At 66.1% G+C, this 15,694-nt stretch carries 15 protein-coding genes; 7 read left to right on the top strand and 8 right to left on the bottom strand.

The features are described 5' to 3' along the window. Positions 1-8: 8 nt before the first annotated feature. The gene (locus EL388_RS03550; protein ID WP_126459688.1) at positions 9-2,687 is read right to left on the bottom strand and encodes a bifunctional acetate--CoA ligase family protein/GNAT family N-acetyltransferase; all 2,679 of its coding nucleotides are present in this window, start codon (positions 2,685-2,687) and stop codon (positions 9-11) included. Positions 2,688-2,781: 94 nt separating this feature from the next. On the opposite strand from EL388_RS03550, the gene EL388_RS03545 reads away from it, so the two are divergent. Beyond that, positions 2,782-3,705 carry a histone deacetylase family protein gene (locus EL388_RS03545; RefSeq protein ID WP_126459685.1) on the top strand — a complete coding sequence of 308 codons (924 nt, stop codon included), beginning with the start codon at positions 2,782-2,784 and terminating at the stop codon, positions 3,703-3,705. A gap of 41 nt (positions 3,706-3,746) precedes the next feature. Here the strand turns inward: EL388_RS03545 and EL388_RS03540 are convergent, their stop codons facing one another. Genes EL388_RS03540 through tsaE form a run of 4 tightly spaced genes read right to left on the bottom strand, consistent with a single transcriptional unit; the run spans position 3,747 to position 7,431 of the window. Beyond that, the gene (locus EL388_RS03540) at positions 3,747-4,415 is read right to left on the bottom strand and encodes a response regulator (RefSeq protein ID WP_126459682.1); all 669 of its coding nucleotides are present in this window, start codon (positions 4,413-4,415) and stop codon (positions 3,747-3,749) included. Then, positions 4,412-5,656, bottom strand: a complete 1,245-nt coding sequence (locus tag EL388_RS03535; protein ID WP_232019168.1) for a GAF domain-containing sensor histidine kinase — start codon at positions 5,654-5,656, stop codon at positions 4,412-4,414. Before EL388_RS03535 ends, EL388_RS03540 begins: the two co-directional genes overlap by 4 nt. A 57-nt stretch (positions 5,657-5,713) precedes the next feature. Next, entirely contained in the window at positions 5,714-6,955 is a 1,242-nt protein-coding gene (locus tag EL388_RS03530; protein ID WP_126459679.1) for an N-acetylmuramoyl-L-alanine amidase, read from the bottom strand. Further along, positions 6,952-7,431: a tRNA (adenosine(37)-N6)-threonylcarbamoyltransferase complex ATPase subunit type 1 TsaE gene (gene tsaE, locus EL388_RS03525; RefSeq protein ID WP_126459676.1), complete on the bottom strand. Its 480-nt coding sequence runs from the start codon at positions 7,429-7,431 to the stop codon at positions 6,952-6,954. Before tsaE ends, EL388_RS03530 begins: the two co-directional genes overlap by 4 nt. Here tsaE and queG point away from each other — a divergent pair. The 6 genes from queG to ahpF all read left to right on the top strand — a co-directional run bounded on the left by queG (position 7,423) and on the right by ahpF (position 13,486). Then, positions 7,423-8,496, top strand: coding sequence for a tRNA epoxyqueuosine(34) reductase QueG (gene queG, locus EL388_RS03520; RefSeq protein WP_126459673.1), 1,074 nt, complete (start codon positions 7,423-7,425; stop codon positions 8,494-8,496). The two genes, tsaE and queG, sit on opposite strands and share 9 nt — an antisense overlap. 37 nt (positions 8,497-8,533) lie before the next feature. Further along, positions 8,534-9,340: a glutamate racemase gene (murI, locus tag EL388_RS03515; RefSeq protein ID WP_126459670.1), complete on the top strand. Its 807-nt coding sequence runs from the start codon at positions 8,534-8,536 to the stop codon at positions 9,338-9,340. 107 nt (positions 9,341-9,447) lie between these two features. Then, positions 9,448-10,629, top strand: coding sequence for a methyl-accepting chemotaxis protein (locus EL388_RS03510; protein ID WP_126459667.1), 1,182 nt, complete (start codon positions 9,448-9,450; stop codon positions 10,627-10,629). Positions 10,630-10,732: 103 nt separating this feature from the next. Next, positions 10,733-11,035 carry a c-type cytochrome gene (locus EL388_RS03505; protein WP_126459664.1) on the top strand — a complete coding sequence of 101 codons (303 nt, stop codon included), beginning with the start codon at positions 10,733-10,735 and terminating at the stop codon, positions 11,033-11,035. A gap of 184 nt (positions 11,036-11,219) precedes the next feature. Then, complete coding sequence (ahpC, locus tag EL388_RS03500) at positions 11,220-11,786, top strand: alkyl hydroperoxide reductase subunit C (RefSeq protein WP_126459661.1); 567 nt, start codon at positions 11,220-11,222, stop codon at positions 11,784-11,786. A 119-nt stretch (positions 11,787-11,905) separates the two neighbouring features. Continuing rightward, positions 11,906-13,486, top strand: a complete 1,581-nt coding sequence (gene ahpF, locus EL388_RS03495; protein ID WP_126459658.1) for an alkyl hydroperoxide reductase subunit F — start codon at positions 11,906-11,908, stop codon at positions 13,484-13,486. Here ahpF and EL388_RS03490 read toward each other — a convergent pair whose 3' ends face one another. From EL388_RS03490 to EL388_RS03480, 3 genes are read right to left on the bottom strand one after another with little or no spacing between them, the layout of a single operon-like run. Continuing rightward, positions 13,487-13,969, bottom strand: a complete 483-nt coding sequence (locus EL388_RS03490) for a dihydrofolate reductase (RefSeq protein WP_126459655.1) — start codon at positions 13,967-13,969, stop codon at positions 13,487-13,489. 2 nt (positions 13,970-13,971) lie between these two features. Further along, complete coding sequence (locus EL388_RS03485) at positions 13,972-14,784, bottom strand: thymidylate synthase (protein ID WP_126459652.1); 813 nt, start codon at positions 14,782-14,784, stop codon at positions 13,972-13,974. Continuing rightward, the gene (locus tag EL388_RS03480) at positions 14,784-15,683 is read right to left on the bottom strand and encodes a flagellar brake protein (protein WP_126459650.1); all 900 of its coding nucleotides are present in this window, start codon (positions 15,681-15,683) and stop codon (positions 14,784-14,786) included. Before EL388_RS03480 ends, EL388_RS03485 begins: the two co-directional genes overlap by 1 nt. Positions 15,684-15,694 lie beyond the last annotated feature (11 nt).

Here is a 15,694-nt window from a genome sequence, read left to right as displayed (position 1 = left end):
GGGCGCCGTCAGAGTTCGCGCTGGATGCGCCGCACGCCGGGGTCCTCGGGGTGCGGCTCGCTGCGGAAGCCGAGCTTGCCGACCAGGCTCAGCATCTTGCGGTTGCTCGCCAGCACCTCGCCCTCCATCAGCCGGATGCCCTTGGTCCGGGCGCTGTCCATCAGCACCTCCATCAACTTGTAGCCGATGCCCTTGCGCTGCCACTGGTCGGACACGACCAGGGCGAACTCGCAGGACTCGGCGTCCGGGTTGATCGCATAGCGCACCACCCCCAGCTCCACCTCCCTGCCGTCCATCTCGGTCACCGCGATGAAGGCCATCTCCCGGTCGTAGTCGATCTGGGTCAGCCGTACCAGGGTCTCCTGCTTGAGTTCCTGCAGGCTGTCCATGAAGCGGAAGTACTTGGTCTCGGGCGACAGGTTGCGGACGAAGGTCTGCTCGATCTCGGCGTCCTCCGGTCGGATCGGCCGGATGATGACGTTGCGGCCGTCGGCCAGCTGCCATTTGGACACCAGATGCGCCGGATAGGGGTGGATGGCCATGTGGCCGTAGCGGTCGGCGCCGGAGGGCCGGGCCGCGATGATGATGCGGGCATCGGCCGCCAGCACGCCATGCTCGTCGGCCAACAGCGGGTTGATGTCGAGTTCCTGGATCCAGGGCAGCTCGCAGGCCATCTCCGACACCCGGAGCAGGACGCCCTTCAGCGCGTCCTCGGCCACGGCCGGCAGGTTGCGGAATTCGCCGAGCATGGGATAGATCCGGGTGCGCTGCATCAGGTCGCGCGCCAGATAGGAGTTGAGCGGCGGCAGGGCGACCGAGCGGTCCTTGAATACCTCGACCGCGACGCCGCCGGCGCCGAAGGTGATGACCGGGCCGAGCACGGGATCGGAGGCGATGCCGATCAGGAGTTCGCGCGCGTTCTGCTTGACCACCATGGGCTCGATCACCACCCCCTCCAGCCGCGCCTCCGGCCGCACCTTGTGCACATGGTCGAGCAGGTCCTGATAGGCGCTGCGCACGGCATGGCCGGTGGTCAGGTTCAGGCGCACGCCGCCGACGTCGGACTTGTGGCTGATGTCGGGCGAGTTGATCTTCATCGCCACCGGGAAGCCGAGCTGCTCGGCCATCAGGATGGCCTCGGACGGCGAACGGACGATCATGGTCTGCGCCACCGGGATGTGGAAGGCGGCGAGCAACGCCTTCGATTCCACCTCGGTCAGCACGTGCCGGCCCTCGGCCAGGGCCCCCTCGACGATCAGCTTGGCGCCCTCGACGTCCGGCTCGGCCTGCTGCGAGATCGGCCCCGGCGTCTGCATGAGCTGGCGCTGATTCTCGTAGTAGGCGGAAAGGAAGGAGAACACCTCCACCGCCGGCTCCGGCGTGGTGAAGCTGGGGATGCGCGCCTCACGGAACAGGCCGCGCGCCTCCTTGACCTGGGTCTCGCCCATCCAGCAGGCGAGCACCGGTTTCTGCGAGCCCTTCGCCACCTCGACCAGGGCCTGCGCCGCCTGCAGGGGATAGCTCATGGCCTGGGGCGTGAGCATGGCCAGCACGCCGTCGACGCCCGCATCGTCCAGGCAGGCCTGCAAGGCCAGCCGGTATTGCTCGGCGCCGGCGTCGCCCAGGATGTCGACCGGGTTGCCGTGCGACCAGGTCGGTGGCAGACCGGCATCGAGCGCCCGCAGGGTCTCCGGCGCCAACTCGGCCAGGCGCACGCACAGGTCGCTGGCGCGGTCGGTGGCCATGACGCCGGGGCCGCCGCCGTTGGTGACAATGGCCAGGCGGTTGCCGCTGGGCTTGATGTGGCTGGACAAGGCGCGCGCCGCGGCGAACAACTGGGTGATGGTGTTGACCCGAACCACGCCGGCGCGCCGGATCAGGGCATCGAACACCGCATCGGAACCGACCAGGGCGCCGGTGTGCGACTGGATCGCGCGGGTGCCCGCCTCGTGCCGGCCGACCTTGACCAGGATCACCGGCTTCAGCCGCGCCGCCGCGCGCAGGGCGCTGACGAAGCTGCGGGCATCGCGGATGCCCTCGATGTAGAGCAGGATGCTGCGGGTGGAGGCATCCACCGCCAGGTAGTCGAGGATCTCGCCGAAATCGATGTCGGCCGCCGCGCCGCTGGAGATGATGCTGGAAAAACCGATGTCGTTGGCCGCCGCCCAGTCGAGCATGGCGGTGCAGATCGCGCCGGACTGCGAGACCAGGGCAAGGTCGCCGCTGCGCGCGGCGGCGGGGCCGAAGGTGGCGTTGAGCCCGATCGCCGGCCGCTGGATGCCCAGGCAGTTGGGCCCGATGAAGCGGATGCCGTGCTGCTTGGCCGCCTCATGCACCTGGCGCTCAAGCGCGGCGCCCTGATCGCCCAGCTCGCGAAAGCCGGCCGACAGCACGACGGCGAAGCGAATGCCGCGCTCGCCGCACTCGTGCAGGATCGCGGTCACGGTATGGGCCGGCGTCGCGATCACCACCAGATCCGGCGTCTCCGGCAAATCGGCCGCCGAGGCATAGCATTTCTGGCCGAACACCGTGCCGTGCTTGGGATTGACCGGATACAGATGGCCGGCGAAGGTGGAATCGAGCAGGTTCTTGTAGATCACCCCGGCGACCGAGCCGGCGCGTTCGCTGGCGCCGAAGACCGCGACCGAGCGCGGATTGAACAGGGGATGCAGATAATGGCGACCCATGGTGTCTCGCTTGCCTGGCAACGCTCTCATGATAGCGGGTCCGTCTTACGCTGCCATGAATCGGGGGTATCATGAGGCGGCCTATATTTCAATTATGCACACCGCCTACATCACCCACCGCGCCTGTCTCGGCCACGACATGGGGCCCTGGCATCCGGAATCGCCCGCCCGGCTGCGCGCCATCGACGACCGGCTGCACGCCGCCCACCTCTATGACTTCCTGCGCCATTACGACGCCCCGCTGGTCGAACGCGAGGCCCTGCTGCGGGTGCATGACGCCGGTTATGTCGCGGCGATCGAGCGGGCGGCGCCGAGCGAAGGCCTGATCCAGCTCGATGGCGACACCGCCATGTGCCCCGCCACGCTGGAGGCGGCCCGGCGCGCCGCCGGCGGCGCCGTGCTGGCGGTGGATAAAGTGATGGCCGGCGAGGTGGCCAACGCCTTCGTCGCCGTGCGCCCGCCCGGCCACCATGCCACGCGCAACCAGGCCATGGGTTTCTGCATCTTCAACAACGTCGCCGTCGCCACCGCCCACGCCCTGGCGGCACATAGGCTGGCACGCGTCGCCATCGTCGACTTCGACGTGCACCACGGCAACGGCACCGAGGACATCTTCGCCGACGAGCCGCACGTGCTGCTCTGCTCCAGCTTCCAACACCCCTACTACCCGCACAGCGGCGCCGACACCCTGAGCGATCATATCGTGCCCGTGCCGTTGCCGGCCGGCACCGATGGCACGGCCTACCGCGCCGCCTTCGAGGCCAAAGTGCTGCCCGCGCTGGAGAGGTTCAAGCCGGAATTCGTCTTCTGCTCGGCCGGCTTCGACGGCCACCGCGAGGACGACCTCGCGCACTTTCGCCTGGTCGAGGCCGACTATGGCTGGATCACCGAGCAGGTCATGGCCGTGGCCGAAAAACATGCGCGGGGCCGGCTGGTGTCGCTACTGGAAGGCGGTTACAACCTGAGTGCCCTTGGCCGCAGCGTGGCGGCGCATATCAAGGTGCTGGCGGGACTTTAAGCGATTCGCGATGCAGGTTGTCCCCGCTGCGCGGGGACAGCCTATGGCTTCTTGCTGTCGAGGCCCGGGGTCAGCTTGTGCTCCACCGCGAACACGGCGGCCTCGACCCGCGAGGACAGGTTGAGCTTGGCCAGGATGTGGCGCACGTGCAGCTTGACCGTGTCGTAGCTGATCTCCAGCTGGCGGGCGATGGCCTTGTTGCTCTCGCCGCGGGCCAGATGGGTGAGGATTTCCCGCTCGCGCTGGGTCAGGGAATCGAGCAGCGAAGCGCTGCTGCTGCTCTTCTGGTCGAGCAGGCTGACCAGCTTGGCGGTCATCGCCGGGGCGACCACGGTCTCGCCCTTGTGGGCGCGCTGGATGGCGTCGACCACCTCGTCCGGCTCCATGCTCTTGAGCAGATAGCCGTTGGCACCGCCGCGCAGGGCGCGGGCCAGGTCGTCCTCGGCCTCGCTCACGGTGAGCATGAGCACCGGCAGGGTGAAGCCCTCCGCCCGCAATTCCTGCATGACGTTGATGCCGTCGACGCCACCGATGTTGAGGTCGAGCAGCAGGACGTCGGGTTTGTGCTCGCGCAGCAGCTCGGCCACCTCGGCCGGGTTGCCGGTGATGTTGGAGACCTCGATCAGGCCTTCGCGCTCCAGCAGTTCGACCAGCCCTTTGCGGAACAGGGTGTGGTCGTCGCAAAGGATGATGCGGATCTGGTGGCTCATTTGCTGCCGGACTCCGGTTGCCGGGCCGGGAAGGTAAGCCGGACCAGGGTACCGCCGGCTGGCCGGCTCTCGATGGTCAGCTTGCCGTTCAGCTTGGCTGCCCGCTCACGCATGATGGTGAGGCCGAAACTCTTGCCCACGCTCGAGGCATTGCCGCCGTGCAGGCCAACGCCGTCGTCGGCGACGTTGGCGATGTATTGGCCGTCGTGCAGGTCGAGGGTGACGATGACATGGCGCGCCCGGGCGTGCTTGCTGATGTTGTACAGGGCTTCCTGGATGATGTGGAAGACCTGCACCTCTTCTTCCGGCGTCAGCATCACGTCCTGGGCGACGTTGAGGAAGTCGACGTCGGCATTGGCCTTCTTGCGGAAGCTGTCCACCATTTCATGCAGGGCATGGACCAGGCCGCGCGGGTCGATGCGATCGCGGAACTGGGTGATCAGGTTGCGGATCTCGGCATAGGCGACATCGACCGCCTCTTCGACATCGGCGATATAGCCGTTGGCGCGGTCCATCTCGCCGTCGGCCAGGGCGTCGGTCAACACCGACAGGCGCATCTTGGCATAGGCCAGGGTCTGCGCCACCGAATCGTGGATCTGGTTGGCCAGCATGGTTCGCTCGTTCATCAGCGAGATGCGCATGTTCTCCCGGGTCAGCCGGGCATTCTCCAGGGCCATGCCCAGGTGTTCGCTGATCGAGTTGAACAGATAGCGCACGTCGTCGGACAGGCGCTGATCGGTGTCCATGAACAGGTTATAGACGCCGAGCACCTTGCCCTTGTGCCGCAGCGGCACGGCGAAAATGGTCCGGCATTGGTTGGCCACGTACATGTGACGCACCTGCTTCTGGCAGACGGTGAGCACCTGGCCGAGCTGGGTGTCCTGGGTCAGCGTGGCCTGGCCGCAGATGCCGCATTCGAGCGGCATGAAGCGCTCCTTCTCGACCACGGCGTCGGGCAGCCCGATCGAGCCGGCCAGGCGCAGGTGGCCGCCATCCGCGGTGAGGATGCGCACCACGCCGGCCTTGGCGCCGGACAGCCGCACCATGATCTCGAGGAAGCGCATGAGCATCTGCTCGACATTGCTCTCGCTGCTCATGCTGCCGGCGATCTCGGCCAGCACCTCCAGCGCCGCCGGCTGGCTGACCTCGAAGGCACCAGGCGCGGGCGCACCAACCTCGGCCGAATCGGCGGGCGAATCCATGCGATGGAGCGGAGAGACGGTGACGTCCTGCTGGGTCACGGCGGGAAGGCTGGGCAATTACCGGGGAAACGATAGTACCCGCAGGGTCAGTTCAGGTCAAAAGCTCTGAACCACGCGGGTGCGGGCCAACGGCGGATTCTTGTCGAAATAGGCCTTGATGCCGCCGGCGATGGCCGCCGCCAGCCTGTCCTGGTAGGCATCGTCGGTCAGTCGCCGCTCCTCCTCGGGATTGGAGATGAAGGCGGTCTCGACCAGGATCGAGGGGATGTCCGGCGCCTTGAGCACGGCGAAGCCGGCCTGTTCGACGTGCGGCTTGTGCAGGGTGTTGATCTCGCCCAGCTCATCAAGCACGGCGCGGCCGAGCTTGAGGCTGTCGGCGATGGTCGCGGTCTGCGACAGGTCGAGCAGGGTCTGCTTGAGGTAGACATCCTTGACGTCGATGTTGACGCCGCCGATCAGGTCGGCGTCGTTCTCCCGCTTGGCCAGCCAGCGCGCGGCAGCCGAGGTCGCGCCCTTCTCCGACAGGGCGAAGACTGAGGAGCCGCGGGCATCCGGCCGGATGAAGGCATCGGCATGGATGGAGACGAAGAGGTCGGCCTGTGCCCGCCGCGCCTTGTTCACCCGCTCGTGCAGGGGGATGAAGTAGTCGCCGTCGCGGGTAAGATAGGCCCGCATATTGGGCAGCCGGTCGATCTGGGCCTTGAGCCGGCGGGCCACCGCCAGGGTGACCTCCTTCTCGCGCGAACCATTGGCGCCGATGGCGCCCGGGTCTTCACCGCCGTGGCCGGGGTCGATGGCCACGGTGACCAGACGCACCATCTCATTCTTGCCCGCCTTGCCCGGCTTGATCGAGGCGATCTTGTCCGCCGGCTTGGCCTCCTGCTCGGCCTGGGCGATGGCGCTTTCCACCTGCTTGTCCAGGGCCGGCGGTGTCGCAGCCGGATAGACATCGAGCACCAAGCGATGGCCGTAGTCGCCGAACGGCTTCAAGGTGAAGATCTGCGGCCGGCTCTCCTGCTTGAGGTCGATCACCATGCGGGTGACGCCGGGCCGGTTGCGGGCGACCCGCACCCCGGCAATGTAAGGGTCCTGGGCGCCGATCTTGCCACCGAGCTCGGTCAGCGCGGCCTCGGGCTCGACGCCTTCGAGGTCGAGCACGATGCGCTCGGGGTTCTTCAGCTGGAACTGCTTGAAGCCGATCTCTTCGCTCAGTTCGATGGCGATGCGGCTGTAGTCGGCCGACGGCCACAGACGTACCGCCTTGACCCCGACCGCGGCCTGGGCGGCGAACGCCCAGGCGCAGGCCCAGCCCAGCGCCAGCAGCAGCCAAGGTTTCAAGCGGTCTTGAGCGATGCGATGCAACGTCTTCCTGCCTCCGTGTAAGCAACCAGTTCGGCTTGCCGCCCCTCGCCCGCCCAGCTCAGGCGCAGCGCCAGATCGGGCTCGGGCAGCAGCCCTGCCGCCTTTTCCGGCCATTCGACCAGGCAGATCGAGCCGGCGTTGAAGTATTCGCGGAATCCCGCCTCCGCCCATTCGACCGGGTCGGCAAACCGATACAAATCAAAGTGATATAAATTTAAGCTCGAAACTTCATAAAGTTCAACCAGGGTGTAGGTCGGACTCTTCACCCGACCGCGAAAACCGAGGCTTCTGAGCAACCCCCGCACCAGGGTCGTCTTGCCCGCGCCGAGGTCGCCAGAGAGGTAGACCGTCATCCCCGGACGCAGCACCGCGGCCAGACGGGCACCCAGATTCAGGGTCGCCGATTCGTCGGGCAAGGTCAGGCTCAGGCTATCATCGGCGGCATGGGGCATCGCGTGTCTTCTCATTCATCGGATTCGCTCAAGGCCGCGATTCGCGGCTGGGGCCGCGAGCTGGGCTTTGGCGCGGTCGGTTTCGCCGGCATCGAGCAGCCGGCGGCCGAGGCCCGGCTGCTCGACTGGCTGGCCAAGGGCTATCACGGCGACATGGATTATATGGCCCGCCACGGCACAAAGCGCGCCCGGCCGGCGGAACTGGTGCCGGGCACCCGCTCGGTGATCAGCGTCCGGCTCGATTACCTGCCGGCCAGCCACGCGGCCGAGACCATTCTCGCCCGGCCCGAGCGCGCCTACATCTCGCGCTACGCGCTGGGCCGCGACTACCACAAGGTGCTGCGCAACCGGCTGCAGAAACTGGCCGAGCGCATCGAGGCCGAAGTGGGACCGTTCGGCTACCGGGTGTTCACCGACAGCGCCCCGGTGCTGGAGGTGGAACTGGCCGCCCAGGCCAGCCTGGGCTGGCGAGGCAAGCACACGCTGCTGATCGACCGCCGGGCCGGCTCCTGGTTCTTCCTGGGCGAGATCTACTGCGACCTCGAATTGGCGCCTGATCCGCCGGAGGCCAACCACTGCGGCAGCTGCCAGGCCTGCCTCGACATCTGCCCGACCCGGGCCATCGTCGCGCCTTACGAAGTCGATGCCCGGCGCTGCATCTCCTATCTGACCATCGAACTGGCCGGCAGCATCCCGACCGAGCTGCGGCCGCTCATGGGCAACCGCATCTACGGCTGCGACGACTGCCTGCTGGCCTGCCCCTGGAACCGCTTCGCCCAGCCCACGCGCGAGAGCGACTTCGCCCCGCGCAACGGCCTCGACACGGCCACGCTGATCGAACTGTTCGCTTGGTCCGGGACCGAGTTCGAGGCGCGGCTGGCCGGCTCGCCCATCCGCCGCATCGGCTTTGATCGCTGGCTGCGCAACCTCGCGGTGGCCCTGGGCAATGCCCCGGCCTCGCCGGCTGCCCAGGCCGCCCTGGCCGCACGGCGCGACCATGCCTCGGCGCTAGTGCGCGAACACGTGGAGTGGGCGCTCGCACGGCAGGCCGCTGGCGCAAAGTAAATTACAATAGCGCCAACCCAGCGGAGCCCGGCCCAGCATGCAGATCAACCCCAACAATCCCATCGGCGTCTTCGATTCCGGCGTCGGCGGCCTGACCGTGGTGCGCGCCCTGATGGAGCGCCTGCCGTTCGAGCACATCGAGTATTTCGGCGATACCGCCCGGGTGCCCTATGGCGTGAAATCGGTCGAGACCATCGCCCACTACACCACCCAGATCGCCCAGTTCCTGCTCGAGCGCCAGGTCAAGCTCCTGATCATCGCCTGCAACACCATGGCCTCGGTCTCGGCCCAGGTGGTGCGCGACCTGTCGCCGGTGCCCGTGCTCGACGTGATCGAGGCCGGCGCCCTGGCCGCCCTGGCCGCCAGCCAGAGCCGGCGCATCGGCGTCATCGGCACCCCGACCACCATCAACAGCAACGCCTACGCCCGCGCCATCCACGAGGTGGAGCCGGACGCCAGGGTAGTGTCCCAGGCCTGCGCCCTGTTCGTGCCCCTGGTCGAAGAGGGCTGGCTCGACCACCCGGTGACCCGGCTGACCGCCCAGGAATATCTCAAGCCGGTGCTGGCCGAACGGGTCGATACCCTGGTCCTGGGCTGCACCCACTACCCCCTGCTCAAGCCGCTGCTTGCCGACGTGACCGGCCCGCAGACCACCCTGGTCGACTCGGCCGAGGCCATGGCCGAGCGCACCGCCGCCCTGCTCACCGACCTCAACCTGCACACCCCCGCGCGCGCGCCGGCCGACTATCATTTCCATGTCACCGACGTGCCTTTGCGCTTCCAGACCATCGGCGAGCGCTTCCTCGGTCGCTCGCTCAACAACGTCCATGTTGTGAAATGGTGACGCCCCCCCCTAGAGCCACCCATACGGATTACTTAGCAAGAGGTACGTAATTACCAAGCGGCTTATCATTCCTATAATTTGATTCACATCAAGAAATCGGGTGTTCCATGACAAACAGCATCCTGCGTCGCGTTCTCTATTCCTTCCTGGGCCTGGGCGCCTTCGCCGCCGGCATGTTTCCCTTCTACGCCAACTTCTTCGTCGAGTGGAAGCCGGGCATGCTGGTCTGGTTCGTGTTCGGCTGCTTCATCGCCGGCCTGTTCATCGGCATCGCCAACTACTACGTGATGAACCTGGTGCTGGTGTCCAAGCTCAAGCGCATCTCCCAAGTGGCCAGCGCCATCGCCAACAAGGATCTCTCCTTCATCTGCAACATCCAGAGCAACGACACCATCGGCGTCATCATCCAGAGCTTCAACGACATGGCCGGCACGCTGCGCGACCTGATTGGCCGCACCTCCGAGCTGAGCAGCCGCGTCCGCCGCGACACCAACAGCATCCGCTCCCAGGTCGATGAGATCCATAACAACGTCGACGATCAGGCCGCCCGCATGGATGAGATCGGCAACTCCATGCAAAACCTGGCCGGCACTATCGGCGAGATCACCGAGAAATCCTCCAACGCCGCTGACAAGGCCAACGAGGCCGGCGACATCGCCCGCCAGGGCGTAAGCAAGGCCCAGCAGAGCATCCAGGGCATGGAGCGCATCCACGGTTCGGTCAGCAGCGCCACCGAACGGGTGGCCAAGCTGGGCGAAAGCTCGCAACAAATCGGTGCCATCGTCGCGGTGATCAAGGAGATCGCCGACCAGACCAACCTGCTGGCACTGAACGCCGCCATCGAGGCTGCCCGCGCCGGTGAACAGGGGCGCGGCTTCGCCGTGGTGGCCGACGAGGTACGCAAGCTGGCCGAGAAGACCGCCCAGGCGACCAGCGAGATCAGCGGCATGATCCAGAGCATCCAGAGCGAAACCCAGCAGGCGATCGAGGCCATCGGCCAGGGCATGCAGGAGGCCGAATCCGGCGTCGGCACCGTCCGCGCCACCAGCGACGCCCTGCAGCAGATCACCGCCAGCTTCGACCAGGTCGCCAGCATGGTGCAGGAGATCGCCCAGGCCACCGGTGTGCAAAACCAGGCCGTGCAGAACGTGCTCCACAACCTGGGGCAGATCGATGCACTCAACCGCAAGACCCTGGAGAACAGCGAGCAGGGCGTGGCCATGGCCGGCAGCCTGACCAACGAGGCCAACAACCTCGACGACGCGGTCAAGGCCTTCAAACTGAACTAAACGATTTGATGCAAATCAAGGACACATGCATCGCATTAGCGATAATGGCAGTGAAGCCCCTTAACTCGTAGCAGTCGAACAACCCAGTCGAAAGGAAGCATCCATGAAGACCCTGACCCTCGTTCTCGTTGCCGCCGGTCTCGCCATCGCCGGCCCCGTGTCCGCCGATGAGGCCCTGGCCAAGAAGAACATGTGCATGAACTGCCACAGCGTCGACAAGAAGCTGATGGGCCCCTCGTTCAAGGACGTCGCCGCCAAGTACAAGGGCAACAAGGAGGCCGAGAAGATCCTGGCCGAGAGCATCGTCAAGGGCAGCAAGGACAAGTTCGGCAAGGTGCCGATGCCGCCGCAGGCCAAGGCCGCTGGCGACTCCGCCGCCCTGGCCAAGTGGATCATGAGCCTGTAAGTCGATCTTCACACCAAGCAAAAAAGCGGGCAGGTCCCGCTTTTTTGCTTTCTGCAGCCCGGCCTCCAATCTAATTTATCAATCGATACAATCGTAACTATTCATTAGATAAATCAATTAGATCTCCCTAATATTCGCCCCGTCGCTTCACGACGAGCCGACCCACTAACTTAAGGAGATTTAAATGCAGTCTTTGATCAACACCCAGGTTCAGCCCTTCAAGGCCCAGGCTTTCCACAATGGCAAGTTCGTCGAGGTCACCGAGAAGGATCTGCACGGCAAGTGGTCCGTCCTGATCTTCATGCCGGCCGCCTTCACCTTCAACTGCCCGACCGAGATCGAGGACGCCGCCGACAACTATGCCGAGTTCGAGAAGGTTGGCGCCGAGGTGTACGTCGTCACCACCGACACCCATTTCTCGCACAAGGTGTGGCACGAGACCTCCCCGGCCGTGGGCAAGGCCAAGTTCCCGCTGGTCGGCGATCCCACCCACGCCCTGACCAACGCCTTCGGCGTGCATATCCCGGAAGCCGGCCTGGCCCTGCGCGGCACCTTCGTCATCAACCCCGAAGGCATCATCAAGACCATGGAAGTGCATGACAACGCCATCGCCCGCGATGTGAAGGAGACCCTGCGCAAGCTGAAGGCCGCCCAGTACGTCGCCGCCCATCCCAACGAGGTCTGCCCGGCCAAGTGGAAGGAAGGCGAAGCCACGCTGACGCCGTCTCTGGACCTGGTCGGCAAGATCTAAGCCTCACCGTGCCCGTGTCACCCCGGGCGCATTCCCCAGATGGCAAAACCAAGGCGCTCGGCTCACGCGCCGGCGCCTTCATCTTGCCATCCGAACCGAACAGATTGCTGGAGAACACCATGCTCGACGCCAACATCAAGGCCCAGTTGAAGGCCTACCTCGAAAAACTCCTGCAGCCGATCGAACTGGTTGCCAGCCTGGACGACAGCGCCAAGTCGGCCGAGATGCGCACACTGCTGGAGGACATCGCCAGCCTGTCCGGCAAGGTATCTCTGCTGGAGAACGGCCACGACGCCCGCAAGCCGTCCTTCACCGTCGGCAAGGTGGGCGAGACCGCCCGCATCGGCTTCGCCGGCCTGCCCATGGGCCATGAATTCACCTCGCTGATCCTGGCCCTGCTGCAGGCCAGCGGCTACGCGCCCAAGATCAGCGACGCGCAGGTCGAGCAGATCAAGTCGCTGACTGGAGAGTTCCGCTTCGAGACCTACATTTCCCTGTCCTGCCACAACTGCCCGGACGTGGTGCAGGCCCTCAACACCATGGCCGCGCTGAATCCGAACATCCGGCACGTCATGATCGACGGCGGCCTCAATCAGGCCGAGGTCGAGGCCCGCCAGATCATGGCCGTGCCCAGCGTCTGGCTGAACGGCGAGCCGTTCGCCGACGGCCGCATGGCGCTGGAAGAAATCCTGGCCAAGGTCGACACCGGCGCGGCCGACCGCGAGGCCGCGAAGCTGGCGGAGCAGGCCCCGTTCGACGTGCTGGTGGTGGGTGGCGGCCCGGCCGGCGCCGCGGCGGCGGTGTACTCGGCGCGCAAAGGCATCCGCACCGGCGTGTTGGCCGAGCGCTTCGGCGGCCAGGTCATGGACACCCTGGCGATCGAGAACCTGATCTCGGTGCCCCACACCGACGGCCCCAGGCTCGGCCGCGCCCTGGAAGAGCACGTCAAGGAATACGAGGTCGACATCATGAACCTGCAGCGTGCCGAGGCCCTGATCCCCGGCGAGGCAGGTAACTACCACGAGGTGCGTCTGGCCAATGGCGCGGTGCTCAAGGCCAAGAGCGTGATCCTCGCCACCGGTGCCCGCTGGCGCGAGCTCAACGTGCCGGGCGAGCAGGAATACCGCGGCCGTGGCGTGGCCTACTGCCCGCACTGCGACGGCCCCCTGTTCAAAGGCAAGCGCGTGGCGGTGATCGGCGGCGGCAACTCCGGCGTCGAGGCGGCGATCGACCTGGCCGGCGTCACTGGTCACGTCACCCTGCTCGAGTTCGGCGATGCCCTGCGCGCCGACGCGGTGTTGCAGGCCAAGCTCATGAGCCTGCCCAACGTCAGCGTGATCAAGAGCGCCCAGACCACCGAGGTGAACGGTGATGGCAGCAAAGTGAACGGCCTGACCTATATCGACCGGGCCAGCGGCCAGTCGCAGACCCTCGCTCTGGAAGGCGTGTTCGTCCAGATCGGCCTGTTGCCCAACACCGATTGGCTCAAGGGCACGCTCGAACTGTCGAAGTTCGGCGAGATCGTGGTCGACGCCCGCGGCCAGACCTCGGTGCCCGGCGTGTTCGCCGCCGGCGACTGCACCACGGTGCCCTACAAGCAGATCATCATCGCCATGGGCGAGGGGGCCAAGGCCGGCCTGTCGGCCTTCGATCACCTGATCCGCACCGCCGTGCCGGCCAAGGAGGCCGCGGCCGCCTGATCAGGCCCGGTCGTAGGTGACGAAGTGGTAGGCCAGGCCGGCTGCGCTGACGTGCCGCTCGCGCGCCGTCTCCTGCCAGGCCGCCAAATCGAAGGCGGGGAAATGGGCATCGCCCTCGTACTCGGCCTGGATCTCGGTGAGATAGAGCCGGTCGGCGCGGGGCAGGATCTGGCGGTAGAGGTCGGCGCCGCCGACGAAGAAGACCTCGGCATCGCTGCCGCAGGCGGCGATGGCGGCGTCGAGGGAATGGGCGGTGAGGCAGCCCGCGACCCGGTAGTCGGGATCGCGGGTCACAATCACGGTGGTGCGGCCCGGCAGCGGGCGGCCGATGGACTCATAGGTCTTGCGCCCCATGATGATGTGATGGCCCATGGTCAGCGCCTTGAAGTGCCTGAGGTCTTCCGGCAGGTGCCAGGGCAGGGTGTTGTTGATGCCGATCACCCGATTCTTCGCCATGGCGGCGATGACGTTGATGCGCGCCATGCTCACACCGCGACCGGCGCCTTGATGCCCGGATGCGGGTCGTAGTTCTCCAAGGTGAAGTCCTCATACTTGAAACCGAAGATGTCGGTCACCTCGGGGTTGATGCGCATGGTCGGCAGCGGGCGGAAGTCGCGCGACAACTGCAGGCTCACCTGTTCCATGTGGTTGAGGTAGATGTGGGCATCGCCCAGGGTGTGGACGAAATCGCCGGGCCGCAGATTGCAGACCTGGGCCATCATCATGGTCAGCAGGGCGTAGCTGGCGATGTTGAACGGCACGCCGAGGAAGATGTCGGCGCTGCGCTGGTAGAGCTGGCAGCACAGCCGGGCCTGGCCGCCGGCGCGGTCGGGCTCGACGTAGAACTGAAAGAAGGCGTGGCAGGGCGGCAGCTTCATCTTGTCTAGCTCGCCCACGTTCCAGGCCGAGACGATGAGCCGGCGCGAATCGGGGTTGGTCTTGATCTGTTCGACCACCTGGCTGATCTGGTCGATGTGGCGACCGTCGGCGGCCGGCCAGGAGCGCCATTGCGAGCCGTAGACCGGACCGAGGTTGCCCTGCTCGTCGGCCCATTCGTCCCAGATGGTCACGCCGTTTTCCTTGAGGTACTGGATGTTGGTGTCACCCTTGAGGAACCACAGCAGTTCGTGAATGATGGACTTGAGGTGGACCTTCTTGGTGGTGAGCAGGGGGAAACCCCGGCCCAGATCGAACCGCATCTGATAGCCGAACACGGAAAGGGTGCCAGTGCCGGTGCGGTCGGATTTCTCGACGCCATGGGCGAGCACATGGCGCAACAGGTCGTGATACTGCTGCATTAGATGGTGTCCTTGTAAATGAGCTTGTAGACCAGGTTCATCAGGAACAGCTGCTGATGCTGATTGAGGTTCTCGAACTGCAGGCCGTAGACGTTGCGCGGCTGGCCGTCCGGACCGGTGTCGGCCACGACCGAGCGCACCACCGCGGTGACCTGCACCGACTCCTCGATCTCGCCGACATGGGCCTTGAAGCCGACGACCAGGGTTCGCTCCTTGTCGCCGACCGCCTTGCCGAGCAGCAGCCGGGCACCGCCGACGCTGATGTCGTTGATCAGACCGGTGGCGAGCGGGCTGCCGCCCTCCTTGTCATACACCGTGGCCTCCAGTTCCACCGCCGCCCGCATAGCCTTGCGCAGGCGCATGGTCTGCACGCCGTTCGGATAGGACAGGTGCAGATAGGGATATGGCGCGAACAACACCTTGAGCACCTTGGCGGTGAAGCTGCCGATGACCAGGCCGGAGAACACGCGCACATTGAAGATCTGGCCATCGCTGATGGGCAGCAGCTTGCCGCCAGCCTCAGGCACGCTGATCAGGATGCTGTGGCCCTTGCTGTAGCCGACCAGGCGCACCTTGTAGGTTTCCTTGGCCCCGGCCGCCAGCGGCTGCAACTGCACCACCTCGCCCGGTGCCAGCTTGAGATCCTCGAACGGCGTGAGCTCGGCCGCCTTCACCCGGGTCTCGTCGGCCACCACCTCGGGTGCGGGGCCGCGCTCGCGGCCGAACACCTCGCGGAACAGGCCGCGCTGGAGCAGCCCGTGCACCTGGTTCAGGCTCTGCACCACCTGGCCGCGGCTCAGCAGCAGGCGGCCGTTGGCGTCATAGGCCGACCAGGGCAGCGGCTGGCCGACCACGATCTCGGAGGCCCGGATGCGGACCAGATCCTTCGTTTCAGCCATGAACCCCCCAG

Origin of the sequence: Sulfuritortus calidifontis (genome assembly GCF_003967275.1) — a bacterium.
Taxonomy (GTDB): Bacteria; Pseudomonadota; Gammaproteobacteria; order Burkholderiales; family Thiobacillaceae; genus Sulfuritortus; species Sulfuritortus calidifontis.
The sequence above is the reverse complement of the archived record's forward strand: the minus strand, read 5'-3'. Positions and strand labels throughout refer to the sequence as shown.

Bases quoted from the DNA above. Each gene is read 5' to 3' on its own strand.
- EL388_RS03550 (WP_126459688.1), bottom strand. From the start codon at position 2,687: ATGGGTCGCCATTATCTGCATCCCCTGTTCAATCCGCGCTCGGTCGCG.
- EL388_RS03545 (WP_126459685.1), top strand. From the start codon at position 2,782: ATGCACACCGCCTACATCACCCACCGCGCCTGTCTCGGCCACGACATG.
- EL388_RS03540 (WP_126459682.1), bottom strand. From the start codon at position 4,415: ATGAGCCACCAGATCCGCATCATCCTTTGCGACGACCACACCCTGTTC.
- queG (WP_126459673.1), top strand. From the start codon at position 7,423: ATGGGGCATCGCGTGTCTTCTCATTCATCGGATTCGCTCAAGGCCGCG.
- tsaE (WP_126459676.1), bottom strand. From the start codon at position 7,431: ATGCCCCATGCCGCCGATGATAGCCTGAGCCTGACCTTGCCCGACGAA.
- murI (WP_126459670.1), top strand. From the start codon at position 8,534: ATGCAGATCAACCCCAACAATCCCATCGGCGTCTTCGATTCCGGCGTC.
- EL388_RS03510 (WP_126459667.1), top strand. From the start codon at position 9,448: ATGACAAACAGCATCCTGCGTCGCGTTCTCTATTCCTTCCTGGGCCTG.
- EL388_RS03505 (WP_126459664.1), top strand. From the start codon at position 10,733: ATGAAGACCCTGACCCTCGTTCTCGTTGCCGCCGGTCTCGCCATCGCC.
- ahpC (WP_126459661.1), top strand. From the start codon at position 11,220: ATGCAGTCTTTGATCAACACCCAGGTTCAGCCCTTCAAGGCCCAGGCT.
- ahpF (WP_126459658.1), top strand. From the start codon at position 11,906: ATGCTCGACGCCAACATCAAGGCCCAGTTGAAGGCCTACCTCGAAAAA.
- EL388_RS03490 (WP_126459655.1), bottom strand. From the start codon at position 13,969: ATGGCGCGCATCAACGTCATCGCCGCCATGGCGAAGAATCGGGTGATC.
- EL388_RS03485 (WP_126459652.1), bottom strand. From the start codon at position 14,784: ATGCAGCAGTATCACGACCTGTTGCGCCATGTGCTCGCCCATGGCGTC.
- EL388_RS03480 (WP_126459650.1), bottom strand. From the start codon at position 15,683: ATGGCTGAAACGAAGGATCTGGTCCGCATCCGGGCCTCCGAGATCGTG.